The sequence below is a fragment of the Halomonas borealis genome, assembly GCF_004798905.1.
Lineage (GTDB): Bacteria > Pseudomonadota > Gammaproteobacteria > Pseudomonadales > Halomonadaceae > Halomonas > Halomonas borealis.
In genome coordinates this window covers 1-26,620 of sequence record NZ_SDMO01000011.1, presented here as the reverse complement: position 1 = coordinate 26,620, position 26,620 = coordinate 1, and the positions used below count along the sequence as shown (strand labels likewise).

Here is a 26,620-nt window from a genome sequence, read left to right as displayed (position 1 = left end):
TCTACGTGGCGTTACCAGCTGGACTTCTTGAGTCCGGGCACATCGCCACGCATGGCGGCTTCACGCAGCTTGTTGCGGCCGAGGCCGAACTTGTTGTAGTAGCCGTGCGGACGGCCGGTGACGCGGCAGCGGTTGCGCTGACGCACCGGGCTGGAGTCACGCGGCAGCTGCTGCAGCTTGAGCTGCGCATCGAAGCGCTCTTCGTCAGAAGCGTTCACGTCCTGGATGATCGCCTTGAGCTCGGCACGCTTGGCGGCATACTTCGCCACCAGTTCGGCGCGCTTTGCCTCACGCTCTACCATGCTTTTCTTTGCCATGATCCCACCCTTATTTCTTGAACGGGAAGTTCAGCGCGCTAAGCAGCGCACGACCTTCTTCATCGGTGTTGGCGGTGGTGGTGATGGTGACATCCAGACCACGGATCCGATCGATCTTATCATACTCGATCTCCGGGAAGATGATCTGCTCACGCACCCCCATGGAATAGTTGCCACGACCGTCGAAGGACTTCGGGTTGAGACCACGGAAGTCACGAACGCGGGGGATCGCGATATTCACCAGGCGATCGAGGAACTCCCACATGCGCTCGGCGCGCAGTGTGACCTTGATCCCGATCGGCCAGCCTTCACGCACCTTGAAGCCCGCGATGGACTTGCGCGCCTTGGTTACCAGCGGCTTCTGACCGGACAGCTTCTCCAGGTCGCCGATGGCGTTGTCGATCAGCTTTTTATCGCTGGTCGCCTCGCCGATGCCCATGTTCAGAGTCACCTTGGTGATCCGGGGCACCTGCATCACGTTGGCGTAGCTGAACTGCTCGTTGAGTTGAGCCACCACCTCGTTTTGATAACGTTCTTTCAAGTTCGCCATTTTTCTACCCGACTCGCGTTAGGCGTCGATCTGCGCTTGCGTCGACTTGTAGATACGTACCTTGGTACCGTCTTCCTGAACCTGGACGCCGACGCGATCTGCCTTCCCGGTCTCCTGGTTGAAGATGGCCACGTTGGACGCGTGGATCGCCGCCTCACGCTCGACAATACCGCCTTGATTACCCGCCATGGGATTCGGCTTGGTGTGACGCTTGATCATGTTCACACCGGACACGATGTAGCGGTCGTCCTTGAGGACGCGCTTCACAGTGCCACGCTTGCCCTTATCCTTACCGGCGATGACGACGACTTCGTCGTCACGTTTGATTTTTTGCATATCCGCCTCGCTCCTTACAGCACTTCAGGCGCCAAGGAAATGATCTTCATGAACTTCTCTGTACGAAGCTCACGGGTCACCGGACCGAAGATCCGGGTACCAATCGGCTGGTCGTTGGTGTTGTTCAACAGAACCGCCGCATTTCCATCGAAGCGGATCAGCGAACCGTCGTTACGACGGACGCCACTACGGGTGCGAACCACCACCGCTTTGAGGACCTGGCCCTTCTTGACCTTGCCACGCGGGATGGCTTCTTTCACCGTGACCTTGATGACGTCGCCAACACGGGCGTAGCGGCGGTGTGAACCACCCAGCACCTTGATGCATTGCACCCGGCGCGCCCCGCTGTTGTCGGCGACATCCAGCATTGTCTGAGTCTGAATCATCGGTTTTCTCCAAACCTAAACTGACTGCACTGGTTCGACTGGCTTATGCCGATCAACCCTTGGCCTGTTCGAGAACGTCGACCAGGGTCCAGGCCTTCTTCTTGGACAGCGGACGACTCTCCTGAATGGAGACCGTATCGCCGGCCTTGGCCTGGTTCGCCTCGTCATGGGCGTGCAGCTTGGTGGAGCGCTTGACGTATTTGCCGTAGATCGGGTGGCGCTCACGACGCTCGATCATCACAACGATGGACTTGTCCATCTTGTCGCTCACCACCTTACCGGTGAGCGTACGGGCTGTTTTCTCTTCGGCCATCTCAGACACCTGCCTTCTCGTTGAGCACAGTCTTCACGCGGGCGATATCCCGACGTGCCTGCTTGAGCAGATGCGTCTGGCTGAGCTGACCGGTGGCCTTCTGCATGCGCAAGTTGAACTGCTCGCGGAGGAGTTCGAGGAGCTGCTCCTGGAGCTGCTCTGCGGACTTTTCACGAATTTCCTGGGCTTTCATCACATCACCGTCCGTTTCACAAAGGTGGTGGAGACCGGGAACTTCTGGGCAGCCAGGCCGAATGCCTCGCGAGCCAGCTCCTCGGAAACGCCTTCGATCTCGTACAGGACACGGCCTGGCTGGATCTGCGCGACCCAGTACTCGACGGAGCCCTTACCCTTACCCATACGAACTTCCAACGGCTTCTTGGAAATCGGCTTGTCGGGGAAGACACGGATCCAGATCTTGCCGCCACGCTTCACGTGACGCGTGATGGCACGACGGCCGGCTTCGATCTGACGGGCGGTGACACGACCGCGGCCAGTGGCCTTGAGGCCGTATTCGCCGAAGCTCACCTTGCTACCGCGATGCGCCAGGCCACGGTTGCGGCCTTTCTGCACCTTGCGGAATTTCAAACGCTTTGGTTGTAACATCGACTCGCTCTCCCCTTACCTGGAACCTTTCTTCTTGGAGGGCGCGCTCTGCGGCTGCTTGGCCTTGGCGCGGACCTCCTCGATGCCCCCGAGGATTTCACCCTTGAAGACCCAGACCTTGACACCGATGATGCCGTAGGTGGTCTTGGCCTCATAGGCGGCGTAGTCGATGTCCGCACGCAGTGTGTGCAGCGGCACGCGACCTTCGCGATACCATTCGGTGCGGGCGATCTCGGCACCGCCGAGACGGCCGCCAAGCTGCACCTTGATACCGCCGGCGCCCAGACGCATGGCGTTCTGGACGGAACGCTTCATGGCACGACGGAACATCACGCGACGCTCGAGCTGACCGGCGATGTTCTGCGCGACGAGCTGGGCGTCAAGCTCCGGCTTGCGGACTTCCTCGATGTTGACGTGAACCGGCACGCCCATCATCTGAGTAACATCGCGACGCAGCTTGTCGACGTCCTCGCCCTTCTTACCGATCACGATGCCCGGACGGGCAGTGTGAATGGTCACACGGGCGTTGTTGGCCGGACGCTCGATGGTAATCTTGCTGACAGAAGCGTTCTTCAGACGCTCCTCCAGGAAGCTACGCACCTCGAGGTCGTTATTCAGCTTATCGGCATAGGCGCCGCGCTCGGCATACCAGACCGAGGTATGGTCTTTGACGATACCCAGGCGAATGCCTGTCGGATTGACTTTCTGACCCATATGGTCGACTCCTACTTCTCGGCTACCTTGACGGTGATGTGGCAAGTGCGCTTCAGAATGCGATCCGCACGGCCCTTGGCGCGCGGACGGATGCGCTTGAGCGTCATGCCCTCATCGACGCAGATGGTCGAGACACGCAGCTCGTCGATATCCATGCCGTTGTTTTCTTCCGCGTTCGCAATAGCGGACTGCAGCACCTTCTTGACCAGCTTGGATGCCTTCTTCGGTGAGAAGGTCAACAGGTCGAGAGCCTGGGCGACCGGCTTACCGCGCACCTGGTCAGCCACCAAACGGGCCTTCTGGGCGGATAAGCTAGCGCCACGCAGCTTTGCTGTGACTTCCATCTCTAATCCTCTCTCGGCTTACCGTTTGGCTTTCTTGTCCGCCGCATGACCGCGATAAGTGCGGGTAGCAGCGAATTCGCCCAGCTTGTGGCCAACCATTTCCTCGGAGACGTGCACCGGGACGTGTTGGCGACCGTTATGGACTGCAATGGTGAGCCCGACCATGTTGGGCAGGACCATGGAACGACGCGACCAGGTCTTGATCGGTTTGCGATCGTTCTTTTCCGCTGCAGTCTCAACCTTCTTCAGCAGATGAAGGTCTACAAAAGGACCTTTCTTCAGTGAACGTGGCACAGCCGTTACCTCTTAATGTCTTGGCGTGGGATCTTATTTCCGGGCCTTGCGGCGACGGACGATCAGCTTGTCGGTGCGCTTGTTCTTGCGGGTCTTGTGGCCCTTGGTGGGCATACCCCACGGAGACACCGGATGACGACCACCGCTGGTGCGGCCTTCACCGCCACCGTGCGGGTGATCCACCGGGTTCATGGCCACGCCGCGAACTGTCGGGCGCACGCCTCTCCAGCGCTTCGCACCGGCCTTGCCAAGCTGACGCAGGCTGTGCTCGGAGTTGCTCACCTCTCCCAGGGTCGCGCGGCACTCGGCCAGCACCTTGCGCATCTCGCCGGAGCGCAGACGCAGGGTGGCATAGTTGCCTTCGCGGGCCACCAGCTGGGCACTGGTGCCGGCGCTGCGAGCGAGCTGAGCACCCTTGGCGGGCTTGAGCTCGATGCAGTGCACGGTGGAACCCAGCGGGATGTTACGCAGCGGCAGGGCGTTGCCCTTCTTGATCGCTGCATTCACGCCGGATTCGAGACGGTCGCCAGCCTTCACACCGCGCGGAGCGATGATGTAGCGGCGTTCGCCGTCTGCGTACTTCAGCAGCGCGATGTGGGCGCTACGGTTCGGATCGTGCTCCAGACGCTCGACGACGGCGGGAATGCCATCCTTGGTGCGCTTGAAGTCGATGATCCGATAGTGGTTACGGTGACCACCGCCCACGTGGCGGGTGGTGATGCGACCGTGGTTGTTACGGCCACCGGACTTGGACTGCTTTTCGAGCAACGGCGCGTAGGCGCGGCCCTTGTGCAGTTCCTCGCCAACGATCTTGACGACGTGGCGACGACCGGCGGAAGTAGGTTTAGTCTTGACGATTGCCATGATCCGTGCTCCTGCCTTTACTCGGCGCCAGAGAAGTCTTCAAGCGTCTCGCCGGCGGCCAGGGTGACGTACGCCTTGCGATAGCCTTTGCGCAGACCGGTGCCATGCGCGGTGCGCTTGGTCTTGCCCTTGACGTTCAGGACCTGAACGCTGTCGACCTTCTTGCCGAGCAGTTCCTGCACGGCGATCTTGATCTCGGGCTTGGTCGCGTCGCTTGCCACCTTGAACACGTACTGGTTGCGCTCGGCGGCCATGGCGGCCTTCTCGGTCACGTGCGGACCCAGCAGCACCTTGAATACACGTTCCTGGTTCATGCCAGCTTCTCCTCGAATTTACGCAGAGCGGAGACGGTGGCCAGGACCTTGTCGAAGGCGACCAGGCTCACCGGATCGGCGGCAGCGACGTCCACGACATCCACGTTGGGGATGTTGCGGGCGGCGAGGTACAGGTTCTCGTCGACCTCTTCGGTGACGATCAGCACCTTCTCGAGACCCAGCTCGTCGAGCCTTGCGACCAGCTGCTTGGTCTTGGGGCTCTCGACGGCGAAGGTCTCGACGGCCACCAGACGCTCCTGGCGAACCAGCTCGGACAGAATCGAGCGCATGGCCGCACGGTACATCTTGCGGTTGACCTTCTGGGTGTAGTCCTGCGGACGAGCCGCGAAGGTCACGCCGCCGGCACGCCAGATCGGCGAGCGGATGGTACCGGCACGGGCACGACCGGTGCCCTTCTGGCGCCACGGCTTCTTGCCGCCGCCACGAACGTCGGAACGGTTCTTCTGGGCGCGGGTACCCTGACGACCACCAGCCATGTAGGCGGTGACGACCTGGTGCACGAGTGCTTCGTTGAATTCTTTGCCAAAGGTGGCTTCGGCGACTTCGACGCTGCCGCCAGCACCTGAAAGATTCAGATTCATCGGTAAATTCCCCTTCAGCCTGCTTTGGCGGCGCTGCGCACGATGACATCACTGCCGGTGGCGCCAGGCACGGCACCCTTGACCAGCAGCAGGTTACGCTCGGCGTCGACACGGACGACTTCCAGGCTCTGGACGGTGCAACGCTCGTTACCGAGCTGACCGGCCATCTTCTTGCCCTTGAACACGCGACCCGGGGTCTGGCACATGCCGATGGAACCCGGTGCACGGTGGGCCAGGGAGTTACCGTGGCTGTTGTCCTGGGTGCGGAAGTTCCAGCGCTTCACTGCGCCCTGGAAACCCTTGCCCTTGGAGGAGCCGGTCACATCGATCTTCTGACCAGCGTCAAAGAGGGATACGGTGAGTTCGCCACCCACTTCCGGAGCCTCGGCGCCTTCTGCCAGGCGGAACTCCATCAGTGAACGACCAGCCTCAACGCCGGCTTTTGCAAACTGTCCGGCTTGGGCCTTGGAGAGATGCTTGGCCTTGCGGGAGCCAGTGGTCACCTGAATCGCTGCATAGCCGTCGGATTCGACGGACTTCACGCGAGTCACGCGGTTGGGCTCAACCTCGATCACGGTCACGGGCACGGAGGCACCGTCTTCGGTAAAGACACGGGTCATCCCGGCCTTCCTACCGACCAAACCGATAGTCATTACTACGTCTCCTTTAGTGTACGGGGCTGTCACCCGCTATGGCTGCCCTTTCCAGAGCATTCCACTAGCACGTTGTGTGGCGCCATCCCGGCGCGGCGGCTGCTGCCTGTGCGTGTTTCGACAGGCGCTGGGCCGCGAGTGTCTAGTGTGGTATCAGTCGAGCTTGATCTGCACGTCGACGCCGGCGGCGAGGTCGAGCTTCATCAGGGCATCAACGGTCTTCTCGGTCGGCTCGACGATATCGAGCACACGCTTGTGCGTACGAATCTCGTACTGATCACGAGCGTCCTTATTAACGTGCGGTGAAATCAGCACGGTATAGCGCTCGCGATTGGTCGGCAGAGGAATCGGACCCCGTACCTGAGCGCCGGTACGCTTGGCGGTATCAACGATCTCCGCGGCGGACTGGTCGATCAGGCGGTGGTCGAAGGCCTTCAACCGAATGCGAATCTTCTGGTTCTGCATTTGCCCTAAACTCCAATGGATCTTGACGGCGCGAGCCGTCAACCCACGCATTCAAAGGATGCGCATTATAGGCACACCGCCGATGAGAGTCAAACCCTCCCGACGGTGCGCAGAAAGGGGGCTCCGCCAGGAGCCCCCTTCGATCGCTCGAGCAGCGTAACGCTTACTCGACGATCTTGGCCACGACACCGGCGCCGACGGTACGACCGCCTTCGCGAACGGCGAAGCGCAGGCCGTCGTCCATGGCGACCGGAGCGATCAGGCTGACGACCATCTTGACGTTGTCGCCCGGCATGACCATCTCGACGCCTTCCGGCAGCTCACAGGTACCGGTGATGTCGGTGGTACGGAAGTAGAACTGCGGACGATAGCCCTTGAAGAACGGAGTGTGACGACCACCCTCGTCCTTGCCCAGCACGTACACCTCGGCCTCGAACTTGGTGTGCGGGGTGATGGTGCCGGTCTTGGCCAGAACCTGGCCACGCTCGACGTCGTCACGCTTGGTGCCACGCAGCAGCGCACCGATGTTCTCGCCGGCACGACCTTCGTCGAGCAGCTTGCGGAACATCTCGACACCGGTGACCGTGGTCTTGACGGTGTCGTGGATGCCGACGATCTCGACTTCCTGGCCGGACTTGATGATGCCGCGCTCGACACGACCGGTCACAACGGTACCGCGACCGGAGATCGAGAAGACGTCCTCGATCGGCATCAGGAACGGCTGATCGATGGCACGCTCCGGCTCCGGGATGTACGAATCCAGGGCCTTGATCAGGTCGGCAACGGCGGTGGTGCCCATGCCGTTGTCGTCCTTGCCTTCCAGCGCCATCAGCGCGGAGCCGGTGACGATCGGGCAGTCATCGCCCGGGAAGTCGTACTCGTTGAGGAGCTCACGAACTTCCATCTCAACCAGCTCGAGCAGCTCTTCGTCGTCGACCATGTCGGCCTTGTTCAGGAACACGACGATGTTCGGCACGCCGACCTGGCGAGACAGCAGGATGTGCTCGCGAGTCTGCGGCATGGGGCCGTCGGCGGCAGAGCAGACCAGGATAGCGCCGTCCATCTGGGCGGCACCGGTGATCATGTTCTTGACGTAGTCGGCGTGGCCCGGGCAGTCCACGTGCGCGTAGTGACGCACTTCGGACTGATACTCGACGTGAGCGGTGGCGATGGTGATGCCGCGCTCACGCTCTTCCGGGGCGTTGTCGATGGAGTCGAACGCGCGAGCGTCGCCACCAAAGACTTCCGCAGAAACACGTGTCAGGGCCGCAGTCAGCGTGGTCTTACCGTGGTCGACGTGACCGATGGTGCCGACGTTGATATGCGGTTTGGAACGTTCGAATTTTTCCTTAGCCACTGCTATGACCTCTTTACGTTAGCTAACGGTTAACCGTTCTGGTTGATGACGGCTTGGACGACGCTGGACGGCGCCTCTTCGTAATCCGCAAACTCCATGGTGTAGCTTGCGCGACCCTGGGTCTGAGAACGCAGATCGGTGGCGTAACCGAACATCTCAGCCAGCGGAACGGTGGCGCGGATGACCTTGCCGCCAGGCGAATCATCCATGCCCTGCACCAGGCCACGGCGACGGTTCAGGTCGCCCATGACGTCCCCCATGAATTCCTCGGGAGTCACGACCTCGACCTTCATCACCGGCTCGAGCAGCACGGCCTTGGCCTTGGGTGCGCCTTCCTTGATCGCCATGGAAGAGGCGACCTTGAACGCGGTCTCGTTGGAGTCCACGTCATGGTAGGAACCGTCGAACAGCGTGACCTTGACGTCAATCATCGGGTAGCCCGCGATGACACCGTTCTGGAGCTGCTCATAGGCCCCTTTCTCGACGGCACCCACGTATTCCTTGGGAACAGCGCCACCGACGATTTCGGAGGCGAATTTGAAGCTCATCTCTTCATCTTCGCCCTTGTCTTCGGCCGTCAACGGTTCGATACGCATGATAACGTGACCGTATTGACCGCGACCACCGGACTGGCGCACGAACTTGCCTTCCTGCTCGACGCTCTGACGGATGGTCTCGCGATAGGCGACCTGCGGCTTACCGATGTTGGCTTCCACCTTGAACTCGCGACGCATGCGGTCAACGATGATGTCCAGGTGCAGCTCACCCATGCCGGAGATGATGGTCTGGCCGGTTTCCTCGTCGGTCTTGACCTGGAAGGACGGATCCTCCTGGGCCAGCTTACCGAGGGCGACGCCCATCTTCTCCTGGTCGGGCTTGGACTTCGGCTCCACGGCCACGGAAATCACCGGATCCGGGAATTCCATGCGCTCGAGCACGATCTTGTCGGTCAGATCGCACAGGGTGTCACCGGTGGTCACGTCTTTCAGGCCGATGCAGGCGGCGATATCGCCGGCCAGCACTTCCTTGATCTCCTCACGAGAGTTGGAGTGCATCTGGACGATACGACCGACGCGCTCCTTCTTCTCCTTGACGGAGTTGTAGACGCTGTCACCGGACTTCAGCACGCCGGAATAGACGCGGATGAAGGTCAGGGTGCCGACGAACGGGTCGGTAGCAATCTTGAACGCCAGAGCCGCGAAAGGCGCACTGTCGTCGGCCGCACGAGTCGCGACGGTGCCGTCCTTGTCGTCCAGCTCGCCTTCGATGGCCTTGACCTCGGTGGGCGACGGCATGTACTCGATGACGCAATCCAGTACCGCCTGCACGCCCTTGTTCTTGAACGCGGAGCCACAGGTGACCAGCACGATCTCGTTGTCGAGGGTACGACGACGCAGGCCGGCCTTGATGTCCTCCTGGGACAGGTCGCCTTCCTCGAGGTAACGCTCCATGAGCTCCTCGGAGGCCTCGGCGGCGGACTCGACCATGTGCTCGCGATACTCGGCAGCCTGATCCTGCAGGTCCGCCGGGATATCGACCAGGTCGTAGTTCATCCCGAAGTTGGCTTCATCCCACTGGATAGCCTTCATCTGAATGAGGTCGATGACCCCCTTGAACTGGTCCTCGGCGCCCCAGTTGAGCTGGATCGGCACGACGTTGGCGCCCAGCTTGCTTTTCAGCTGGTCGAGAACCATGAAGTAGTCGGCACCGGCGCGATCCATCTTGTTGACGAACACCATGCGCGGCACTTCGTACTTGTTGGCCTGACGCCAGACGGTCTCGGTCTGCGGCTGCACGCCGGAGGAACCACACAGCACGACGACGGCGCCGTCGAGCACCCGCAGGGAACGCTCGACTTCGATGGTGAAGTCGACGTGCCCCGGGGTGTCGATGATGTTGATGCGGTGCTCATCGAACTGCTTGTTCATGCCCTGCCAGAAGCAGGTGGTCGCCGCAGAGGTGATCGTGATGCCACGCTCCTGCTCCTGCTGCATCCAGTCCATGGTGGCGGCGCCCTCATGGACCTCGCCGACCTTGTGAGAGAGACCGGTATAGAACAGGACACGCTCGGTAGTGGTTGTCTTACCGGCGTCGACGTGAGCCACGATACCGATATTGCGGTAACGCTTGAGCGGAGTCTTGCGAGCCACGATGTAACTCCCGTTGGTTGGCAGTACGATTTAGAAGCGGTAGTGAGAGAAGGCCTTGTTGGCCTCTGCCATGCGATGCACGTCTTCACGCTTCTTGACGGCCGAACCCTTGCTTTCGGCGGCATCCAGCATTTCGCCAGCCAAACGCTGCACCATGGTCTTCTCGCCACGGCGACGCGCGGCGTCGGCCAGCCAGCGCATGGCCAGCGCCTGACGACGCGACGGACGCACCTCGACCGGCACCTGATAGGTCGCGCCGCCGACACGGCGAGACTTCACCTCGACCATGGGCTGGATGGTTTCCAGCGCCTTGGCGAAGATTTCCAGCGGCTCTTCGTTGGAACGCTCGGCAACCCTGTCCAGCGCACCATAGACGATGCGCTCAGCTACGGACTTCTTGCCGCTGATCATCAGGTGGTTCATGAACTTCGCCAGGCGCTCGGATCCGAACTTGGGATCCGGGAGGATCTCGCGCTTGGCTGCAACTCTTCTTCTAGGCATGATAAGCCCTCTTCCGAAGGGTCCTTCAGGTAAACCCGAGACGACCATCAGGGCGCTCGACCTTACTCTTATCAGACCGTATCAATGTCAATGTTCTGGTATGGCCGTAGCCGGTAATGCGACGCGGAGGCTTAAGCCTTCGGGCGCTTGGTACCGTACTTGGAACGACCCTGCTTACGATTCTGGACGCCGGAGGTATCCAGGGCACCGCGCACGGTGTGGTAACGCACACCCGGAAGGTCCTTCACTCGACCGCCACGAATCAGGACCACGGAGTGCTCCTGGAGATTGTGGCCTTCACCGCCGATATAGGAAGCGACCTCGAAACCGTTGGTCAGGCGCACACGGCAGACCTTACGCAGGGCCGAGTTCGGCTTCTTCGGGGTGGTCGTGTAGACGCGGGTGCAAACGCCGCGCTTCTGCGGGCAGGCCTGCAGCGCAGGCACGTCGCTCTTGGCGGCCTGGCGCTTGCGCGGCTTGCGCACGAGCTGATTAATTGTAGCCATTTATTGCTCCAAATGGGTTGCCTTAGCGGAAGCGAGTAGCCGTTCGCTTCCTGTCTTGCGTTCCTTTACTTAATGGCGCGGGCGTACCCGCCCCACTGTTAAAGGCTGCGCATTCTAATGGCTGACGCCACCGACCGTCAAGCACGGCACCCCGTGGGGTGCCGTGCTTGGGGCGCTCGACGTCAGATTTCGTCGTCGTCCGAATCGAGCGCGGTGAGCTGGGCGCCCAGCTCCTGCTCGACATCCTGGGCCGACGGCTGAACCACCTGCTCGGTATCCTCACGCTTGCGGCGACGTTCCGCATGGTGCGTCAGGCCAGTACCGGCCGGGATCAGGCGTCCCACGACCACATTTTCCTTCAGGCCGCGCAGGTAATCGCGCTTGCCGGTCACCGCCGCCTCGGTCAGCACTCGCGTGGTCTCCTGGAAGGAGGCCGCAGAGATGAACGACTCGGTCGCCAAGCTGGCCTTGGTGATGCCCAGCAGCAGGTGCTGGAACTTGGCCGGGAACTTGTCGACGCCCTCGAGGGCGGCATTCTGCTCCAGCGCCCGCACCAGCTCGACCTGGTCGCCCGGGATGAAGTCGGAATCACCGGCATCGGTGATCTCGACCTTGCGCAGCATCTGACGCACGATCACTTCGATGTGCTTGTCGTTGATGCCCACGCCCTGCAGGCGGTAGACATCCTGCACCTCGGTGGTGATGTACTTCGCCAGCTCGGCGATGCCCAACAGGCGCAGGATATCGTGCGGGTTGCTCGGGCCGTCGGAAATCACCTCGCCCTTCTCGACGGCCTCACCCTCGAATACCGCGATCTGACGCCATTTCGGGATCAGCATCTCGAACGGGTCGCCGGCTTCCGGGGTGATCGTCAGGCGACGCTTGCCCTTGGTCTCCTTGCCGAAGCTGATCACGCCGCTGACCTCGGCGAGGATCGCCGGTTCCTTCGGCTTACGCGCTTCGAACAGGTCGGCCACACGCGGCAGACCGCCGGTGATGTCCTTGTTACCGGTGGCTTCCACCGGAATACGTGCCACGACCTCGCCGACGCCGATCCCGGATCCGTCATCGACGGTCACGATCGCCTTGCCGGGCAGCAGATACTGTACCGGCGTGTCGGAGTTGGCCAGCGTCACCGGCTTGCCGGCCTCGTCGGACAGCAGGATCATCGGGCGCTTGTCACGACCGGCCATGGGCCGCGCCGCGGACTCGATCACCTCGATGGAGGACAGGCCGGTCATCTCATCCACGCTGCGGTGGATGGTGATGCCCTCGTCCATGTCCGCGTACTGCACCTTACCCTCGGCCTCGGCGACGATCGGGTGAGTGTGCGGATCCCACTTGGCCACGGTCTGGCCGGCATCGACCTGCTCACCGTCCTTCACGGACAGCTCGGCGCCGTAGGGCAGCTTGTAGTACTCGCGCTCGCGGCCATGCTCGTCGGCGACGGCCAGGGCACTGGAGCGCGAGACCACGACCAGCTTGCCGTCGCCACGCTCGACGTGCTTGATGTTGTGCAGGCGCACCTTGCCGCCGTGCTTGACCTGGACGCTGTCCACCGCGGAGGCACGAGAAGCTGCGCCACCGATGTGGAAGGTCCGCATGGTCAGCTGGGTACCCGGCTCACCGATCGACTGCGCGGCGATGACGCCCACGGACTCGCCGACGTTGACCTGATGACCACGCGCCAGGTCGCGGCCGTAGCAGGACGAGCACACGCCGTGGCTGGTGTCACAGCTGATCGTCGAGCGCACCACGATTTCGTCGACACCCATGGTGTCGAGTTCGGCGCACCAGGCTTCGTCGAGCAACGTGCCACGCTCGATCAGCACTTCTTCGCTCTCGGGATCGACGACGTCCTGGGCGACCACACGGCCGAGCACGCGCTGGGCCAGCGAGACGATGATGTCACCGCCCTCGATGACCGGGTGCAGGGTCAGGCCATTCTCGGTGCCGCAATCGGCCTCGGTGATCACCATGTCCTGGGCCACGTCGACCAGGCGACGCGTCAGGTAACCGGAGTTGGCGGTCTTGAGTGCCGTATCCGCCAGACCCTTACGCGCGCCGTGGGTCGAGATGAAGTACTGGAGTACGTTCAGACCCTCACGGAAGTTAGCGACGATCGGGGTCTCGATGATCGAGCCGTCCGGCTTGGCCATCAGGCCACGCATGCCCGCCAGCTGGCGGATCTGGGCGGCACTACCCCGGGCGCCGGAGTCGGCCATGATGAAGACGCTGTTGAAGGAGTCCTGCTCGACCTCGTTGCCCTCGCGGTCGATCACGCTCTCCTTGGAGATACCGGTCATCATCGCCTTGGCGACCTGGTCGTTGGCGCGCGCCCAGATATCGATGACCTTGTTGTACTTCTCGCCCGCGGTCACCAGACCCGAGGAGAACTGGTCTTCGATTTCCTTGACCTCTTCCTCGGCGCCTTCGACGATCTCGGCCTTGGCATCCGGGATGACGAAGTCGTTGACGCCGATGGAGGCGCCGGACCAGGTGGCCATGCGGAAGCCGGTGTACATCAGCTGGTCGGCGAAGATCACCGCGGGCTTGAGGCCGGCGCAGCGATACACCTCGTTGATCAGCTGAGAGATCGCCTTCTTCTTCATCGGCTGATCGATCAGCTCGAAGGACACGCCCTCGGGCAGGATGCGGAACAGCAGCGCACGACCCACGGTGGTGTCGTAGATCTTGCGGGTCTCGGTCCGCTCGCCGCTCTCCTCGTCGATGGCCACCTCATCGAGGCGCACCTTGACGCGGGCGTGCAGGTCGACACTCTGCGTACCGAAGGCGCGCTCGACCTCATTGAGATCGGAGAGCACCATGCCCTCGCCCTTGGCGTTGATGCGCTCGCGGGTCATGTAATACAGACCCAGCACCACGTCCTGGGACGGCACGATGATCGGCTCGCCGTTGGCCGGTGACAGCACGTTGTTGGTGGCCATCATCAGCGCACGGGCTTCGAGCTGGGCTTCCAGGGTCAGCGGCACGTGGACCGCCATCTGGTCACCGTCGAAGTCGGCGTTGTAGGCGGCGCACACCAGCGGGTGCAGCTGGATCGCCTTGCCCTCGATCAGCAGCGGCTCGAAGGCCTGGATGCCGAGACGGTGCAGGGTCGGGGCGCGGTTCAAGAGCACCGGATGCTCGCGGATGACATCGGCGAGGATGTCCCACACCTCCGGCAGCTCACGCTCGACCATCTTCTTGGCGGCCTTGATCGTCGAGGCGTAGCCCAGCGACTGCAGCTTGGAGTAGATGAACGGCTTGAACAGCTCGAGCGCCATCTTCTTCGGCAGGCCACACTGGTGCAGGCGCAGGGTCGGGCCCACGGTGATCACCGAACGGCCGGAATAGTCGACACGCTTGCCCAGCAGGTTCTGACGGAAGCGACCCTGCTTGCCCTTGATCATGTCGGCCAGCGACTTCAGCGGACGCTTGTTCGATCCGGTGATGGCGCGGCCGCGGCGGCCGTTATCGAGCAACGCGTCGACCGCTTCCTGCAGCATGCGCTTCTCGTTGCGCACGATGATGTCCGGCGCGTTGAGATCGAGCAGCCGCTTGAGACGGTTGTTGCGGTTGATCACGCGACGGTACAGGTCGTTGAGATCCGAGGTCGCGAAGCGACCACCGTCCAACGGCACCAGCGGACGCAGGTCCGGCGGCAGCACCGGCAGCACTTCCATGACCATCCACGCCGGGTCGTTGCCGGAGCCCTGGAAGGCCTCCAGCAGCTTGAGGCGCTTGGACAGCTTCTTGATCTTGGTCTCGGAGTTGGTCTGCGGGATCTCCTCGCGCAGACGCTCGATCTCTTCCTCGAGATCGATATCCTTGAGCATCGCCTGGACGGCCTCGGCACCCATGCGGGCATCGAAGTCGTCACCGAACTCCTCGAGGGCCTCGAAGTACTGCTCGTCGTTGAGCAGCTGGCCGCGCTCGAGCGTGGTCATGCCCGGATCGACGACCATGAAGCTCTCGAAGTACAGCACGCGCTCGATGTCGCGCAGGGTCATGTCCAGGAACATGCCGATGCGCGACGGCAGCGACTTCAAGAACCAGATGTGCGCGACCGGGCTTGCCAGCTCGATGTGACCCATGCGTTCACGACGCACGGCGGCCTTGGTGACCTCTACGCCGCACTTCTCGCAGATGATGCCACGATGCTTCATGCGCTTGTACTTGCCGCACAAGCACTCGTAATCCTTCACCGGGCCGAAGATCTTGGCGCAGAACAGGCCATCCCGTTCCGGTTTGAAGGTACGGTAGTTGATGGTCTCTGGCTTCTTGACCTCGCCAAAGGACCAGCTGCGAATCATGTCCGGCGACGCCAGCGTGATCTTGATCGCGTCGAACTCGTCGGACTGAGACTGCGATTTGAGGACTTTCACCAAATCTTTCATGGGTCGGCTCCGTTGCGGAGTTGTCATGGGCAGGGGCGCGCACGCCCCCGCGGACCGTCATTACTGCGAAGCGCCTAGCGGCAGCCTCAGCTCTCCAGTTCGATATCGATGCCCAGCGAGCGGATTTCCTTCACCAGCACGTTGAAGGACTCCGGCATGCCCGCCTGCATGGTGTGGTCGCCATCCACGATGCTCTTGTACATCTTGGTGCGGCCTTCCACATCGTCGGACTTGACGGTGAGCATTTCCTGAAGGGTGTAGGCGGCGCCATAAGCTTCCAGGGCCCAGACCTCCATTTCCCCGAAGCGCTGACCACCGAACTGCGCCTTGCCGCCCAGCGGCTGCTGGGTCACCAGGGAGTAAGAGCCGGTGGAACGCGCGTGCATCTTGTCATCCACCAGGTGGTTGAGCTTCAGCATGTACATGTAACCCACGGTGACCGAGCGATCGAAGGCATCGCCGGTACGCCCGTCATAGAGGGTCATCTGACCGGACTCCGGCAGGTCGCCCAGGGTCAGCAGATGCTTGATCTCCTGCTCGCGAGCACCGTCGAAGACCGGCGTGGCCATCGGCACCCCTGCCTTGAGGTTCTTGGCCAGGGTGATCACCTCTTCGTCGGAGAGCGAATCGATATCCTCGACCCGGGTGCTCGACTCGGTATTGTAGACCTTGCCCAGGAACTCGCGGATCTGCCCCACCTGCTGGTCGCGGGCGTCGCGTAGCATGTGTTCGATCTTCACCCCGAGGCCGCGTGCGGCCATGCCCAGGTGGGTCTCGAGGATCTGGCCGACGTTCATCCGCGAGGGCACACCCAGCGGGTTGAGCACCAGGTCGATGGGCTCGCCGTTGTCGTCGAAGGGCATGTCCTCGATCGGCATGATGGCCGAGATGACACCCTTGTTACCGTGACGACCGGCCATCTTGTCACCCGGCTGCAGGCGACGCTTGATGGCTAGGTAGACCTTGACGATCTTGAGCACGCCCGGCGCCAGGTCATCGCCCTGGGTGAGCTTGCGCTTCTTGTCCTCGAACCGCTCGTCCATCTCCTTGCGGCGAATCTCCAGCTGCTCGTCGGCCTGAGCCAGCAGCTCGTTGAGGCTCTCGTCCTGCATGCGCAGCTTGAACCACTGCTGACGCGGCAGCTCGTCGAGATACTCATCGCTGAGCACATCACCCTTCTTGAGCTGGGGACCACCGTTGACCGTCTGACCGACCAGCGTGCGCTGCAGGCGCTCGAAGGTGGCCTGCTCGGCGATGCGGTAGGTCTCCTGGAGATCCTTGCGCACCTCATCGAGCTGCTGCTGCTCGATGGAGAGCGCCCGGGAGTCCTTCTCCACGCCGTCGCGGGTGAACACCTGAACGTCGATGACGGTGCCCTTCATGCCGGTCGGGGCACGCAGGGAGGTGTCCTTCACGTCGGACGCCTTCTCACCGAAGATGGCACGCAGGAGCTTTTCTTCCGGCGTCAGCTGGGTTTCGCCCTTGGGCGTGACCTTGCCGGCCAGGATATCGCCCGCGCCGACCTCGGCACCGATATAGACGACACCCGCCTCATCCAGCTTAGACAGCGCCGACTCGCCGACGTTGGGAATATCGGAGGTGATCTCCTCCGCACCCAGCTTGGTGTCACGCGAGACGCAGGTCAGTTCCTGGATGTGGATGGTGGTGAAACGGTCTTCCTGGACGGCCCGCTCGGAGAGCAGGATGGAGTCCTCGAAGTTGTAGCCGTTCCACGGCATGAAGGCGATGCGCATGTTCTGGCCCAGGGCCAGGTCACCCATGTCGACGGACGGACCGTCGGCCAGGATGTCACCGCTCGTCACGCGATCACCCGTGCGCACGATCGGGCGCTGGTTCTGACAGGTGTTCTGGTTGGAGCGCAGGTACTTGGTCAGGTTATAGATATCGACGCCGGCTTCGCCGCCGATGATCTCGTCCTCGTTGACCCGGACCACCACCCGGCGAGCGTCGACCGAATCGATCGTGCCGCCACGGCGCGCCACGGCGCAGACGCCGGAGTCGCGCGCCACGAAGCGTTCCATGCCGGTACCCACCAGCGGCTTCTCGGCGCGTAGCGTCGGCACCGCCTGACGCTGCATATTGGCGCCCATCAGGGCACGGTTGGCGTCATCGTGCTCGAGGAACGGAATCAGCGCCGCGGCCACGGAGACCACCTGACGCGGCGAGACGTCCATCAGGGTGACCTGCTCGGGACGCATGAAGGTGGTCTCGCCGCGGTGGCGGACCTGCACCAGGTCATCGACCAGCTGATTGCCTTCGTTCACGGTCGCCGAGGCCTGGGCGATGACGAAGTCGCCCTCCTCGATCGCCGAGAGATGCACCACGTCGTCGGTCACCTGGCTGTCCACAACCTTGCGGTACGGCGTCTCGAGGAAGCCGTAGCTGTTGGTGTGGCTATAGGTGGCCAGCGAGTTGATCAGGCCGATGTTCGGACCTTCCGGCGTCTCGATCGGGCACAGGCGGCCATAGTGGGTGGCGTGAACGTCACGCACCTCGAAGCCGGCGCGCTCGCGCGTCAGGCCACCCGGGCCGAGGGCGGACACACGACGCTTGTGCGTCACCTCGGAGAGCGGGTTGTTCTGGTCCATGAACTGCGACAGCTGCGAGGAGCCGAAGAACTCCTTCACCGCCGCGGCGACCGGCTTGGCGTTGATCAGGTCCTGAGGCATCAGGCCCTCGCTCTCCGCCATGGAGAGGCGCTCCTTGACCGCGCGCTCGACACGCACCAGGCCCACGCGGAACTGGTTCTCGGCCATCTCGCCGACACAACGGATGCGGCGGTTGCCCAGGTGGTCGATGTCATCGACGTCGCCGAAACCGTTACGGATGCTGATCAACTCGCCGAGCACGTCGAGGATGTCGCGCTGATTGAGCACCCCCGCGCCCTCGTCGCCATCGCGACGCAGACGGCGATTGAACTTCATGCGACCGACGCCGGACAGGTCGTAACGGTCTTCGGTGAAGAACAGGTTGTTGAACAGCGTCTCGGCGGCTTCCTTGGTGGGCGGCTCGCCGGGGCGCATCATGCGGTAGATCTCGACCAGCGCCTCGAGCTGAGACCCGGTGGTGTCCAGCCGCAGGGTGTCGGAGATGAACGAGCCGCAATCCAGGTCGTTGGTGTAGAGCGTCTCCAGACGCGTCAGGCCGGCCTGACCCAGCGACTCCAGCACCTCCGGAGTGATCACGGTGTTGCAGGCACAGATCAGCTCGCCGGTATTGGGATCGATCTGATCCTTGGCCAGGGTCTTGCCGAACAGGTAATCCATCGGCACCTCGAGACGCTCGAGGCCGGCCTGTTCCAGCTGACGGATGTGCTTCTGGGTAATGCGGCGACCTTCCTCGACGATGACGTTGGCGTCACCATCCTTGATGTCGAAGGTCGCGGTCTCGCCGCGCAGGCGCGACGGCACCAGCTCCACGGAGAAGCCACTCTTCTCGATGTGGAAGGTGCTGGTGTCGAAGAACTCGTCGAGGATCTCCTCGGCACTCATGCCCAGCGCGCGCAGCAATACCGAGGCCGGCAGTTTGCGGCGACGGTCGATACGCACGAAGACGTTGTCCTTGGGATCGAACTCGAAGTCCAGCCAGGAACCGCGGTAGGGAATCACCCGAGCGGAATACAAAAGCTTGCCGGAGGAGTGGCTCTTGCCCTTGTCGTGATCGAAGAACACGCCCGGGCTGCGGTGCAGCTGGGAAACGATGACGCGCTCGGTACCATTGACGACGAAGGTACCGTTCTCGGTCATCAGGGGGATCTCCCCCATGTAGACTTCCTGCTCCTTGATGTCCTTGATCGCCTTGTTCGACGAATCCTTGTCGTAGATGATCAGGCGGACCTTGACGCGCAAGGGAGCCGAGTAGGTGACGCCACGCAGCTGGCATTCCTTGACGTCGAAGGCCGGAGTGCCAAAACGATAGCTGACGTATTCCAGCGCAGCATTGCCGGAGAAGCTCTCGATCGGGAAGACCGACCGGAAGGCGGCATGCAGGCCGAGATCGAAGCGCTCGTCGGGCGACCGATCCTGCTGGAGAAAGTCGTAATAGGAATCAAGCTGGATGGCCAGCAGGTAAGGCACATCCATCACTTGGGGCAGTTTGCCGAAATCCTTGCGGATGCGTTTTTTCTCAGTGTATGAGTAAGCCATCTGTATTCCCCAGCTTGTTCACCATGGGTGACCGATGCGTGTCGGCGCCACCCGACGGACGCGGCTCCGTCAGGCGCTGACGGCAAGCCCCCGGAGGGAGGCTCGCCGTCGGAATTCGGCTAGCGGAGGCCCGAAGGGCGAACCGCCTAGCGACAACAGAAAAAGGCCGGCAGCGGGTGTCCCGCCACCAGCCATGGAAGCTTACGCAGCGCGTGAAGCCATGGGCACAAGGATTACTTGAGCTCCACGCTCGCGCCGGCTTCTTCCAGCTTGGTCTTGGCTTCGTCTGCGTCTTCCTTGGACATGCCTTCCTTCAGGGTAGCCGGCACGCCGTCGACGGCGCCCTTGGCTTCCTTCAGGCCCAGGCCGGTGATTTCGCGGACGGCCTTGATGACATTGACCTTCTTGTCGCCGGCAGCGGTCAGCACCAGGTCGAACTCGGTCTGCTCTTCTTCGACAGCGGCTTCGCCGCCACCCGGGCCAGCGACGACGGCGGCAGCCGCGGTCACGCCGAACTTCTCTTCCATCGCTTCGATCAGCTCGGCGACTTCCATCACGGTCATGTCGGCGACGGCGTTGATGATGTCTTCTTTGGTCAGTGCCATTTTCACGTTCCTAACTTTGCGGGAGCCTCGGCGGACCGATGGCTCGGTGATTCAATATTCGATTCGCGAGAAGGGGTCGAGCTCGCCGTTCAGGCGGCCTCGTCTTCCTTCTGGTCACGCAGCGCGGCGAGGGTACGAACCAGCTTGCCGGCAGACGCCTCTTTCATGACGGACATCAGCTTGGCGATGGCCTCGTCATGAGTCGGCAGGGTCGCCAGGCGGTCGAGATCGCTCGCCGGGATGAACTCGCCTTCGTATGCCAGCGCCTTGACCTCGAAGTCTTCCTCGGACTTGCCGAACTCCTTGAACAGACGGGCGGCGGCGCCCGGATGCTCGGTAGAGAAGGCCAGCAGAGTCGGACCCACGAAGGTCTCGTTCAGGCACTCCCACTGGGTGCCTTCGAGGGCGCGGCGTGCCAGGGTGTTGCGGACAACACGGATCTGCACGCCATTCTCGCGGGCCTGCTTGCGCAGGTCGGTCATCTTGCTGACCGGGACGCCACGAGAATCGGCAACGACGACGGAGAGAGCATCCTTGGCCGCTTCACTGACCTCGGCAACAATGGCCTTCTTGCCTTCGAGTGCTAGTGGCACGGTGATCACTCCTTCGTGCCGGAATCTCCGCAGAGGATTCCGGTGGTTACCATCTCCCCCGGCCGAGCCATCGAGGCGCCTGCCGGGGGTCCTGGGTGATGGTGCCCACCAGATATCTGGCGGCCACACCATCTGCGCAGGCGGCCCCGAGGGGCGATTAAGCCGCCTCTAGGACGAGGCGGCACCTGCGGTCTTTGACGGTGCCCCGCCGGCTCTCATCGACGCCGTGCACGGGGACCGCAAAGTTCTTGCTCGTGTCGATCGCGGCGTTAAACGAACGCGGCGTGATCGACGGTCAGACCCGGACCCATGGTGGTGGACACGGAGATCTTCTTGAAATACACGCCCTTGGAAGTGCTCGGCTTGAGCTTCCGCAGATCGGCGATCAGGGCTTCGAGGTTGCCGCGAATCGCGTCGGCATCGAAGTCGACCTTGCCGAGAGTGGCGTGGATGATGCCATTCTTGTCGGTACGGAAACGCACCTGACCGGCCTTGGCATTCTTGACGGCAGTGGCCACGTCCGGGGTCACGGTGCCGACCTTGGGGTTCGGCATCAGGCCGCGCGGACCCAGGATCTGACCCAGCTGACCGACGACGCGCATGGCGTCCGGCGAGGCGATGACCACGTCGAAGTCGAGCTGGCCTTTCTTGACCTGCTCGGCCAGGTCGTCCATGCCGACGATATCGGCACCGGCTTCCTTGGCGGCTTCTTCGTTGGCACCCTGGGTAAAGACGGCGACACGCACGTCCTTGCCGGTACCGTTCGGCATGACGGTAGCGCCACGCACGACCTGGTCGGATTTACGCGGATCGACACCGAGGTTAACGGCAACATCCAGGGACTCGTTGAACTTGACGGTGGACAGCTCGGAGAGCAGGGCCACGGCTTCCTCGAGGGAATACGCCTTGTTCGGCTCGATCTTCTCGCGAATCTGCTGTGCACGCTTAGTAAGCTTAGCCATGATCAGAGACCCTCCACGTTGAGGCCCATGCTGCGGGCGCTACCGGCAATGGTACGCACCGCGGCGTCGAGATCGGCGGCCGTCAGGTCCGGCTCTTTCGCCTGAGCGATCTCTTCGAGCTGCTCACGAGTCACGGTGCCGACCTTGGTCTTGTTCGGCTCACCGGAGCCGGACTTGATGCCAGCGGCCTTCTTCAGCAGGACGGCGGCGGGCGGCGTCTTGGTGACGAAGGTGAAGCTGCGATCGGAATAGACGGTGATCACCACGGGGGTCGGCAGACCCGCCTCGAGGTTCTGCGTCTCGGCGTTGAACGACTTGCAGAACTCCATGATGTTCACGCCGTGCTGACCCAGGGCGGGACCCACGGGCGGGCTCGGATTGGCTTTACCGGCTGCGACCTGCAGCTTGATGTAAGCCTGTACTTTCTTGGCCATGATTTACTCCAGATGGGTGATAGCGCCTTGCGGCTCCCCGGTGAAGACGGCCGCCATGGGCGGCCGTCACGAATCTCGGCGCGGCGAGCCGGTTACTCTTTCTCGACCTGAGAAAACTCCAGCTCGACCGGCGTAGCTCGCCCGAAGATCAGCACGCTGACCTGCAGGCGGCTCTTGTCGTAATTGACTTCCTCGACGACGCCGTTGAAGTCGGCAAACGGGCCGTCGACGACGCGCACGGACTGCCCCGGCTCGAACATCGTCTTGGGCCGCGGCTTCTCGGTGCCGTCCTTGACGCGACTGAGGATGGCATCGGCCTCTTTCTGAGTGATCGGCGCCGGTTTTTCCTTGGTGCCGCCGATGAAACCCATGACTCGAGGCGTCTCGTTGACCAGATGCCAGGTCTCGTCGTGCATTTCCATCTCGACCAGCACATAGCCGGGATAGAACTTGCGCTCGCTCTTGCGGCGCTTGCCGTCACGCATCTCGACGACTTCTTCGGTCGGCACCAGAATCTCGCCGAAGCGATCCTCCATGCCGTACATCTTCACGCGCTCGGTGAGCGAGCGCATGACATGCTTTTCGAAGCCGGAGTAGGCGTGAACGACGTACCAACGCTTGGACATGAAGACTCCTAACCAATGACGCCGGACATGGCCCAGCCAAGAAGCGTGTCGATGAGCCACAGAACCAGCCCCACGACCACGACGGCGGCCAGCACGATGCCGGTGGTCTGCACGGTCTCGGGGCGGGTCGGCCAGACGACGCGCTGAATTTCCTTCTTGGCACTGAGAGCCAGCTCGACAAGCTCACGTCCCTTGGTGGTGGTCAGCGCCACCCCCGCCGCCGCCACACTCAAGGCGACGACGCCAAGCACACGGTAAAGCAGCGCCTGATCGGCAAAATAGGTATTACCGACCACGGCAAGAACCAGCAGAATGACGACCACCGCCCACTTGAGCCCGTCGTGGCGCGACTCCTGCACCTCGGCGTTATGTTTCATAAAAACGAGACTCCTCAAGGTGCGGCAATCGAAACATGAAAGATACAAGAAATCTCACCAGCCTGGGGAAGACTGGCAGGCCAGGAGGGAATCGAACCCCCAACCTGCGGTTTTGGAGACCGCTGCTCTGCCAATTGAGCTACTGGCCTGTTGCTTCCGCGGCCACCCTTTGCGGGAGACCTCAGCGACAGCGGGCGCCATCATAGCGAATGCCACCCGAACTGACAACCCCATTTCCGATCCTGAACGGCACCGGCCGGGGAAAAAGAAAAGGCGAGCCTACGCTCGCCTTCTCAATTTGGAGCTCATGGACGGATTTGAACCGTCGACCTCACCCTTACCAAGGGTGTGCTCTACCCCTGAGCTACATGAGCAAAAACTTAGCTTGGAGCGGGCAGCGGGGATCGAACCCGCATCATCAGCTTGGAAGGCTGAGGTTCTACCATTGAACTATGCCCGCCTGCCCGCTCTTGCTGCCACCACTCGTCTTAACAAGTGCGACCAAACCTGGTGGAGGGAGAAGGATTCGAACCTTCGAAGCTTTCGCGGCAGATTTACAGTCTGCTCCCTTTGGCCACTCGGGAACCCCTCCAACTGGCGGAGCATTTTACCGCTCCAGCTCTAGGTGTCAAGTGATTGTTTTACCAATCTTCTTGGCGAAGTGCAGCGGCCTCGGCGCGCCTTCCTCCCTAGAACGCGACGCATTGTGTCAAAGCATCATAGAGAACGCAAGGCCCGCGCGTATCTTTTCCAGCGGCACCCGACCAGGCACCACCGGCGCGCCAGACATCCGCCCCGCGCGCTCTGCGGCCGTCAGTGGAAAGCTGGCTTCCAACCCGCCATACACCATGTCCGGCCAGACCGCATGTGGAACCTGCACGCCCCGCGATACCACCCGGGCATCACCGCCGGTCAGCAGCAGCGGCAACGCTACCCCCTCACGATCGCAGACCTCGCTGTAGATACGATTCACGGCACTCACCGCCGCCATGTAGATGCCGTGATTGACGGCTTCCACCGTTCGCTCGCCCGGCGCCAGGAGGGCGTCGGCCTCGCTGTCCGGATCGATCGCCACATTGCGGGTGCCGAGCTTCAGGCTTTCCTTCATCAGCCTCAGTCCAGGCAGAATATAACCACCTAGATGCCGCCCCCCGGGGAGCACGAAGTCCACGGTGATGGCGCTGCCGCAGTCGACGGCACAGCAGCCTCCGGCCAGCTGATAGCCGGCTAGCACGCCCATCCAGCGATCTACTCCCAACCGCCGCGGCTCCTGATAGCCGTTGCTGACCCCCAACGCCTCGGGCTCGGAGCGCGCCACATACACGTGGCGCACCCGACGCTGCAACAGGGCCACGGTTCGGGCCAGCACCGCCTGGCGCGCGACGCTGGAGATCCTCACCGCCTCCACCACGTCCAGGTCGGGGATGTCGGCCCCGGGGCGCCACTCCTCTCGCGTCCAGACCGCACCTCGAGAGCGGATCTCGCTACTCTCGACGTCCTTGAGCCGCCACTTGGAGAGGGTATTGCCGATATCCAGATCCAGGATCATTAGCGCCCCCGCACGCTGATCTCGCCGCCGGCGAGACGCTCCCGCTTACCCTCGCGGCGCACCCACAAATTACCGGCCTCATCCACCCCTTCGGCGACCGCCGACTCGCGACGCGTGCCGCGGATCACCTCCACCTCGCGCCCCTCGAAGGCATGGCGCGCGTTCCAGGCCTCCTGCCAGGCGGCGAAACCCCGGTGCTCGAAGTCGGCCAACAGCGGCATTAGCCCATCGAGCAGCTCCACGGCCAGCTGGTTGCGCGACAGCCCCGGCGCCTGGTCGCGCACGGCGGCTACCGGCTGCTCGATACCCTCCCGGAAGGTGTGGGGAAGATCGACGTTAATGCCCATGCCGACCACCAGCTCGCAGGGGCCGGTCGCGTCACCGCTCAGTTCGACCAGAATACCCGCCAGCTTGCCTAGCTGCCCCTCCTCCGTCTCCATCAACACGTCGTTAGGCCACTTGAGGCGCGGACGCACCCCGTGACGCTCCAGGACCTGTGACAGAACGACGCCGACGGCCAGGCTGAGGCCCTCGAGGGCCGCCACACCGGATTCCACTCGCCAACCCATGGAGAACATCAGGGTGCGCCCCCAGGGGGTCACCCAGGTTCGTCCACGGCGCCCCTTGCCGGCACTCTGCTGCTCCACGAGGCAGACCTCGCCATGCCCCGCGCCCTGCTCGAAGCGCTCGCGCAGGAACGAGTTGCTCGAGGGCAGCGTCTCCTCGACGAACAAGCGATTGACGTGCTGACGCACCTCCCGCGACAGGCCGGCGACGATCGCGGCGCCATCGAGCAGCTCCATGGGCTCGGCCAGGCGATACCCCTGCCCCTTGACCGCCTCCATGGGAATACCCAGCGATTCCAGCTTGCGCAACTGTTTCCAGACGGCGGCACGAGACACGCCCAGCCGCTCGCCCAGCTGTTCGCCGGAATGGAATTCGCCGTCGCTCAACAGGCGGATCAGGTCACCAATGGTCATGCACGCGCCCCAGCCGGGAAAAAGCCTCATTCTAGCGGAACTGCCGCGCCGCCGGAAATTTCAAGGTCATCTCCCTGGCATGAGGCCGTAACAGGAAAGGCCGGGCATTCGCCCGGCCTTTCCTCGCGTCACGCCTCACGCCCGAGGCGCCAAGGTCACTCAGTACCCTGAATCGGCCTCGTCGGCAGTTTCCTCGACGTTCTCGCCCATCTCCTCGACGGACTCACCAGCCTGGTCCATGGTCTCATCCATGCTTTCACCGGCATCGTTCATGGTCTCATCGATGTTTTCTCCAGCCTGCTCAGCCGGCCCCTCCTCCTCACAGGCCGCCAAGCCGAAGGCCATCATGCCGATGAAGCTTGCGAGAGCGATCTTGCGCAGCATCGATTGGGTCGTCATGAAACTCTCCTCCTGAGATGTCTCGTTTCCGGGTGGTTGCTCCCACAGCCTAGCCTGCCTGAAAGCGCTCGGCCAGCATAGAAACCCCGGCCGTTAGGCCAATATGTCGCCTTGTGCCGACATCGCCTCCTCCGCGACCGACGCGGCATCGCCCTCTCGCCTGCCCGACCGCCTCTTCGACATAGCCAGGCACAAGAAAGCCGAGCCCGGAGGCTCGGCTTTCACGTCGTCGGGTGCGGGGCTCGGGCAGGCCCCTG

30 protein-coding genes and 4 tRNA genes are annotated in these 26,620 nt (G+C 62.5%); all 34 read right to left on the bottom strand.

What is annotated here, in order from left to right:
• Positions 1–11: 11 nt before the first annotated feature.
• Positions 12–317 carry a 30S ribosomal protein S14 gene (gene rpsN, locus ETC07_RS11470; protein WP_136248658.1) on the bottom strand — a complete coding sequence of 102 codons (306 nt, stop codon included), beginning with the start codon at positions 315–317 and terminating at the stop codon, positions 12–14.
• A 10-nt stretch (positions 318–327) separates the two neighbouring features.
• Positions 328–867, bottom strand: coding sequence for a 50S ribosomal protein L5 (gene rplE, locus ETC07_RS11465; RefSeq protein ID WP_136248657.1), 540 nt, complete (start codon positions 865–867; stop codon positions 328–330).
• 18 nt (positions 868–885) lie between these two features.
• Entirely contained in the window at positions 886–1,203 is a 318-nt protein-coding gene (gene rplX, locus ETC07_RS11460) for a 50S ribosomal protein L24 (RefSeq protein WP_136248656.1), read from the bottom strand.
• Between the two features lie 14 nt (positions 1,204–1,217).
• Complete coding sequence (gene rplN, locus ETC07_RS11455; RefSeq protein WP_136248655.1) at positions 1,218–1,589, bottom strand: 50S ribosomal protein L14; 372 nt, start codon at positions 1,587–1,589, stop codon at positions 1,218–1,220.
• Positions 1,590–1,641: 52 nt separating this feature from the next.
• The gene (gene rpsQ / locus ETC07_RS11450) at positions 1,642–1,902 is read right to left on the bottom strand and encodes a 30S ribosomal protein S17 (protein WP_136248654.1); all 261 of its coding nucleotides are present in this window, start codon (positions 1,900–1,902) and stop codon (positions 1,642–1,644) included.
• A 1-nt stretch (position 1,903) separates the two neighbouring features.
• Positions 1,904–2,095, bottom strand: coding sequence for a 50S ribosomal protein L29 (gene rpmC, locus ETC07_RS11445; protein WP_136248653.1), 192 nt, complete (start codon positions 2,093–2,095; stop codon positions 1,904–1,906).
• Complete coding sequence (gene rplP, locus ETC07_RS11440; protein ID WP_136248652.1) at positions 2,095–2,508, bottom strand: 50S ribosomal protein L16; 414 nt, start codon at positions 2,506–2,508, stop codon at positions 2,095–2,097. The genes rpmC and rplP overlap by 1 nt, the downstream gene beginning before the upstream one ends.
• Before the next feature lie 15 nt (positions 2,509–2,523).
• Entirely contained in the window at positions 2,524–3,222 is a 699-nt protein-coding gene (rpsC, locus tag ETC07_RS11435; RefSeq protein ID WP_136248651.1) for a 30S ribosomal protein S3, read from the bottom strand.
• Positions 3,223–3,233: 11 nt separating this feature from the next.
• Entirely contained in the window at positions 3,234–3,566 is a 333-nt protein-coding gene (gene rplV, locus ETC07_RS11430; protein ID WP_136248650.1) for a 50S ribosomal protein L22, read from the bottom strand.
• Positions 3,567–3,584: 18 nt separating this feature from the next.
• Positions 3,585–3,860: a 30S ribosomal protein S19 gene (rpsS, locus tag ETC07_RS11425; RefSeq protein WP_045990857.1), complete on the bottom strand. Its 276-nt coding sequence runs from the start codon at positions 3,858–3,860 to the stop codon at positions 3,585–3,587.
• A 33-nt stretch (positions 3,861–3,893) separates the two neighbouring features.
• Complete coding sequence (rplB, locus tag ETC07_RS11420; RefSeq protein WP_136248649.1) at positions 3,894–4,724, bottom strand: 50S ribosomal protein L2; 831 nt, start codon at positions 4,722–4,724, stop codon at positions 3,894–3,896.
• 17 nt (positions 4,725–4,741) lie between these two features.
• Positions 4,742–5,038: a 50S ribosomal protein L23 gene (rplW, locus tag ETC07_RS11415; protein ID WP_136248648.1), complete on the bottom strand. Its 297-nt coding sequence runs from the start codon at positions 5,036–5,038 to the stop codon at positions 4,742–4,744.
• Positions 5,035–5,640 (bottom strand): 50S ribosomal protein L4, encoded by a 606-nt coding sequence (rplD, locus tag ETC07_RS11410; RefSeq protein WP_136248647.1) that lies wholly within the window; start codon positions 5,638–5,640, stop codon positions 5,035–5,037. Before rplD ends, rplW begins: the two co-directional genes overlap by 4 nt.
• Before the next feature lie 14 nt (positions 5,641–5,654).
• The gene (gene rplC, locus ETC07_RS11405) at positions 5,655–6,293 is read right to left on the bottom strand and encodes a 50S ribosomal protein L3 (RefSeq protein ID WP_136248646.1); all 639 of its coding nucleotides are present in this window, start codon (positions 6,291–6,293) and stop codon (positions 5,655–5,657) included.
• 153 nt (positions 6,294–6,446) lie between these two features.
• Positions 6,447–6,758 (bottom strand): 30S ribosomal protein S10, encoded by a 312-nt coding sequence (gene rpsJ, locus ETC07_RS11400; protein ID WP_010626466.1) that lies wholly within the window; start codon positions 6,756–6,758, stop codon positions 6,447–6,449.
• 163 nt (positions 6,759–6,921) lie between these two features.
• Positions 6,922–8,115 carry an elongation factor Tu gene (gene tuf / locus ETC07_RS11395; RefSeq protein ID WP_136248645.1) on the bottom strand — a complete coding sequence of 398 codons (1,194 nt, stop codon included), beginning with the start codon at positions 8,113–8,115 and terminating at the stop codon, positions 6,922–6,924.
• A gap of 29 nt (positions 8,116–8,144) precedes the next feature.
• Entirely contained in the window at positions 8,145–10,265 is a 2,121-nt protein-coding gene (gene fusA / locus ETC07_RS11390; RefSeq protein WP_136248644.1) for an elongation factor G, read from the bottom strand.
• 30 nt (positions 10,266–10,295) lie between these two features.
• The gene (rpsG, locus tag ETC07_RS11385) at positions 10,296–10,766 is read right to left on the bottom strand and encodes a 30S ribosomal protein S7 (protein ID WP_136248643.1); all 471 of its coding nucleotides are present in this window, start codon (positions 10,764–10,766) and stop codon (positions 10,296–10,298) included.
• 131 nt (positions 10,767–10,897) lie between these two features.
• Positions 10,898–11,272 carry a 30S ribosomal protein S12 gene (gene rpsL / locus ETC07_RS11380; RefSeq protein WP_136248642.1) on the bottom strand — a complete coding sequence of 125 codons (375 nt, stop codon included), beginning with the start codon at positions 11,270–11,272 and terminating at the stop codon, positions 10,898–10,900.
• A gap of 182 nt (positions 11,273–11,454) precedes the next feature.
• Positions 11,455–15,672: a DNA-directed RNA polymerase subunit beta' gene (gene rpoC / locus ETC07_RS11375; protein ID WP_136248641.1), complete on the bottom strand. Its 4,218-nt coding sequence runs from the start codon at positions 15,670–15,672 to the stop codon at positions 11,455–11,457.
• Positions 15,673–15,758: 86 nt separating this feature from the next.
• On the bottom strand, positions 15,759–19,838 hold the full coding sequence (gene rpoB, locus ETC07_RS11370) for a DNA-directed RNA polymerase subunit beta (protein WP_136248640.1): 4,080 nt from the start codon (positions 19,836–19,838) through the stop codon (positions 15,759–15,761).
• Between the two features lie 233 nt (positions 19,839–20,071).
• On the bottom strand, positions 20,072–20,443 hold the full coding sequence (gene rplL, locus ETC07_RS11365) for a 50S ribosomal protein L7/L12 (RefSeq protein ID WP_136248639.1): 372 nt from the start codon (positions 20,441–20,443) through the stop codon (positions 20,072–20,074).
• A gap of 89 nt (positions 20,444–20,532) precedes the next feature.
• Positions 20,533–21,036, bottom strand: a complete 504-nt coding sequence (rplJ, locus tag ETC07_RS11360; RefSeq protein WP_136248638.1) for a 50S ribosomal protein L10 — start codon at positions 21,034–21,036, stop codon at positions 20,533–20,535.
• A gap of 269 nt (positions 21,037–21,305) precedes the next feature.
• Positions 21,306–21,998, bottom strand: a complete 693-nt coding sequence (gene rplA / locus ETC07_RS11355) for a 50S ribosomal protein L1 (protein ID WP_136248637.1) — start codon at positions 21,996–21,998, stop codon at positions 21,306–21,308.
• 2 nt (positions 21,999–22,000) lie between these two features.
• A complete protein-coding gene (gene rplK, locus ETC07_RS11350) occupies positions 22,001–22,432 on the bottom strand; it encodes a 50S ribosomal protein L11 (RefSeq protein ID WP_136248636.1) in 432 nt (143 codons plus the stop codon).
• A gap of 92 nt (positions 22,433–22,524) precedes the next feature.
• Positions 22,525–23,058 carry a transcription termination/antitermination protein NusG gene (gene nusG, locus ETC07_RS11345; RefSeq protein WP_136248635.1) on the bottom strand — a complete coding sequence of 178 codons (534 nt, stop codon included), beginning with the start codon at positions 23,056–23,058 and terminating at the stop codon, positions 22,525–22,527.
• Between the two features lie 8 nt (positions 23,059–23,066).
• Entirely contained in the window at positions 23,067–23,435 is a 369-nt protein-coding gene (secE, locus tag ETC07_RS11340) for a preprotein translocase subunit SecE (RefSeq protein WP_136248634.1), read from the bottom strand.
• A 73-nt stretch (positions 23,436–23,508) separates the two neighbouring features.
• Positions 23,509–23,584 (bottom strand) — tRNA-Trp (locus tag ETC07_RS11335).
• Between the two features lie 150 nt (positions 23,585–23,734).
• Positions 23,735–23,809, bottom strand: a tRNA-Thr gene (locus ETC07_RS11330).
• A 12-nt stretch (positions 23,810–23,821) separates the two neighbouring features.
• Positions 23,822–23,895: transfer RNA gene (locus ETC07_RS11325), tRNA-Gly, on the bottom strand.
• A 48-nt stretch (positions 23,896–23,943) separates the two neighbouring features.
• A tRNA-Tyr gene (locus ETC07_RS11320) sits at positions 23,944–24,027 on the bottom strand.
• 117 nt (positions 24,028–24,144) lie between these two features.
• Positions 24,145–24,984 (bottom strand): type III pantothenate kinase, encoded by an 840-nt coding sequence (locus ETC07_RS11315; RefSeq protein WP_136248633.1) that lies wholly within the window; start codon positions 24,982–24,984, stop codon positions 24,145–24,147.
• On the bottom strand, positions 24,984–25,964 hold the full coding sequence (locus ETC07_RS11310) for a biotin--[acetyl-CoA-carboxylase] ligase (protein ID WP_136248632.1): 981 nt from the start codon (positions 25,962–25,964) through the stop codon (positions 24,984–24,986). Before ETC07_RS11310 ends, ETC07_RS11315 begins: the two co-directional genes overlap by 1 nt.
• Before the next feature lie 159 nt (positions 25,965–26,123).
• Positions 26,124–26,363 carry a hypothetical protein gene (locus ETC07_RS11305; RefSeq protein WP_136248631.1) on the bottom strand — a complete coding sequence of 80 codons (240 nt, stop codon included), beginning with the start codon at positions 26,361–26,363 and terminating at the stop codon, positions 26,124–26,126.
• Between the last annotated feature and the right edge of the window lie 257 nt (positions 26,364–26,620).

Coding starts and splice junctions, on each gene's coding strand:
- rplC (WP_136248646.1), bottom strand. CDS start 6,293: ATGACTATCGGTTTGGTCGGTAGGAAGGCCGGGATGACCCGTGTCTTT.
- rplW (WP_136248648.1), bottom strand. CDS start 5,038: ATGAACCAGGAACGTGTATTCAAGGTGCTGCTGGGTCCGCACGTGACC.
- rplL (WP_136248639.1), bottom strand. CDS start 20,443: ATGGCACTGACCAAAGAAGACATCATCAACGCCGTCGCCGACATGACC.
- rpsJ (WP_010626466.1), bottom strand. CDS start 6,758: ATGCAGAACCAGAAGATTCGCATTCGGTTGAAGGCCTTCGACCACCGC.
- rplB (WP_136248649.1), bottom strand. CDS start 4,724: ATGGCAATCGTCAAGACTAAACCTACTTCCGCCGGTCGTCGCCACGTC.
- rpsC (WP_136248651.1), bottom strand. CDS start 3,222: ATGGGTCAGAAAGTCAATCCGACAGGCATTCGCCTGGGTATCGTCAAA.
- ETC07_RS11310 (WP_136248632.1), bottom strand. CDS start 25,964: ATGACCATTGGTGACCTGATCCGCCTGTTGAGCGACGGCGAATTCCAT.
- rpsL (WP_136248642.1), bottom strand. CDS start 11,272: ATGGCTACAATTAATCAGCTCGTGCGCAAGCCGCGCAAGCGCCAGGCC.
- nusG (WP_136248635.1), bottom strand. CDS start 23,058: ATGTCCAAGCGTTGGTACGTCGTTCACGCCTACTCCGGCTTCGAAAAG.
- rplP (WP_136248652.1), bottom strand. CDS start 2,508: ATGTTACAACCAAAGCGTTTGAAATTCCGCAAGGTGCAGAAAGGCCGC.
- rplD (WP_136248647.1), bottom strand. CDS start 5,640: ATGAATCTGAATCTTTCAGGTGCTGGCGGCAGCGTCGAAGTCGCCGAA.
- rplA (WP_136248637.1), bottom strand. CDS start 21,998: ATGGCTAAGCTTACTAAGCGTGCACAGCAGATTCGCGAGAAGATCGAG.
- ETC07_RS11315 (WP_136248633.1), bottom strand. CDS start 24,984: ATGATCCTGGATCTGGATATCGGCAATACCCTCTCCAAGTGGCGGCTC.
- rplK (WP_136248636.1), bottom strand. CDS start 22,432: ATGGCCAAGAAAGTACAGGCTTACATCAAGCTGCAGGTCGCAGCCGGT.
- rpmC (WP_136248653.1), bottom strand. CDS start 2,095: ATGAAAGCCCAGGAAATTCGTGAAAAGTCCGCAGAGCAGCTCCAGGAG.
- rpsG (WP_136248643.1), bottom strand. CDS start 10,766: ATGCCTAGAAGAAGAGTTGCAGCCAAGCGCGAGATCCTCCCGGATCCC.
- rpoC (WP_136248641.1), bottom strand. CDS start 15,672: ATGAAAGATTTGGTGAAAGTCCTCAAATCGCAGTCTCAGTCCGACGAG.
- rplX (WP_136248656.1), bottom strand. CDS start 1,203: ATGCAAAAAATCAAACGTGACGACGAAGTCGTCGTCATCGCCGGTAAG.
- secE (WP_136248634.1), bottom strand. CDS start 23,435: ATGAAACATAACGCCGAGGTGCAGGAGTCGCGCCACGACGGGCTCAAG.
- rplV (WP_136248650.1), bottom strand. CDS start 3,566: ATGGAAGTCACAGCAAAGCTGCGTGGCGCTAGCTTATCCGCCCAGAAG.
- rplE (WP_136248657.1), bottom strand. CDS start 867: ATGGCGAACTTGAAAGAACGTTATCAAAACGAGGTGGTGGCTCAACTC.
- rplN (WP_136248655.1), bottom strand. CDS start 1,589: ATGATTCAGACTCAGACAATGCTGGATGTCGCCGACAACAGCGGGGCG.
- rpsN (WP_136248658.1), bottom strand. CDS start 317: ATGGCAAAGAAAAGCATGGTAGAGCGTGAGGCAAAGCGCGCCGAACTG.
- rpsQ (WP_136248654.1), bottom strand. CDS start 1,902: ATGGCCGAAGAGAAAACAGCCCGTACGCTCACCGGTAAGGTGGTGAGC.
- rpoB (WP_136248640.1), bottom strand. CDS start 19,838: ATGGCTTACTCATACACTGAGAAAAAACGCATCCGCAAGGATTTCGGC.
- ETC07_RS11305 (WP_136248631.1), bottom strand. CDS start 26,363: ATGACGACCCAATCGATGCTGCGCAAGATCGCTCTCGCAAGCTTCATC.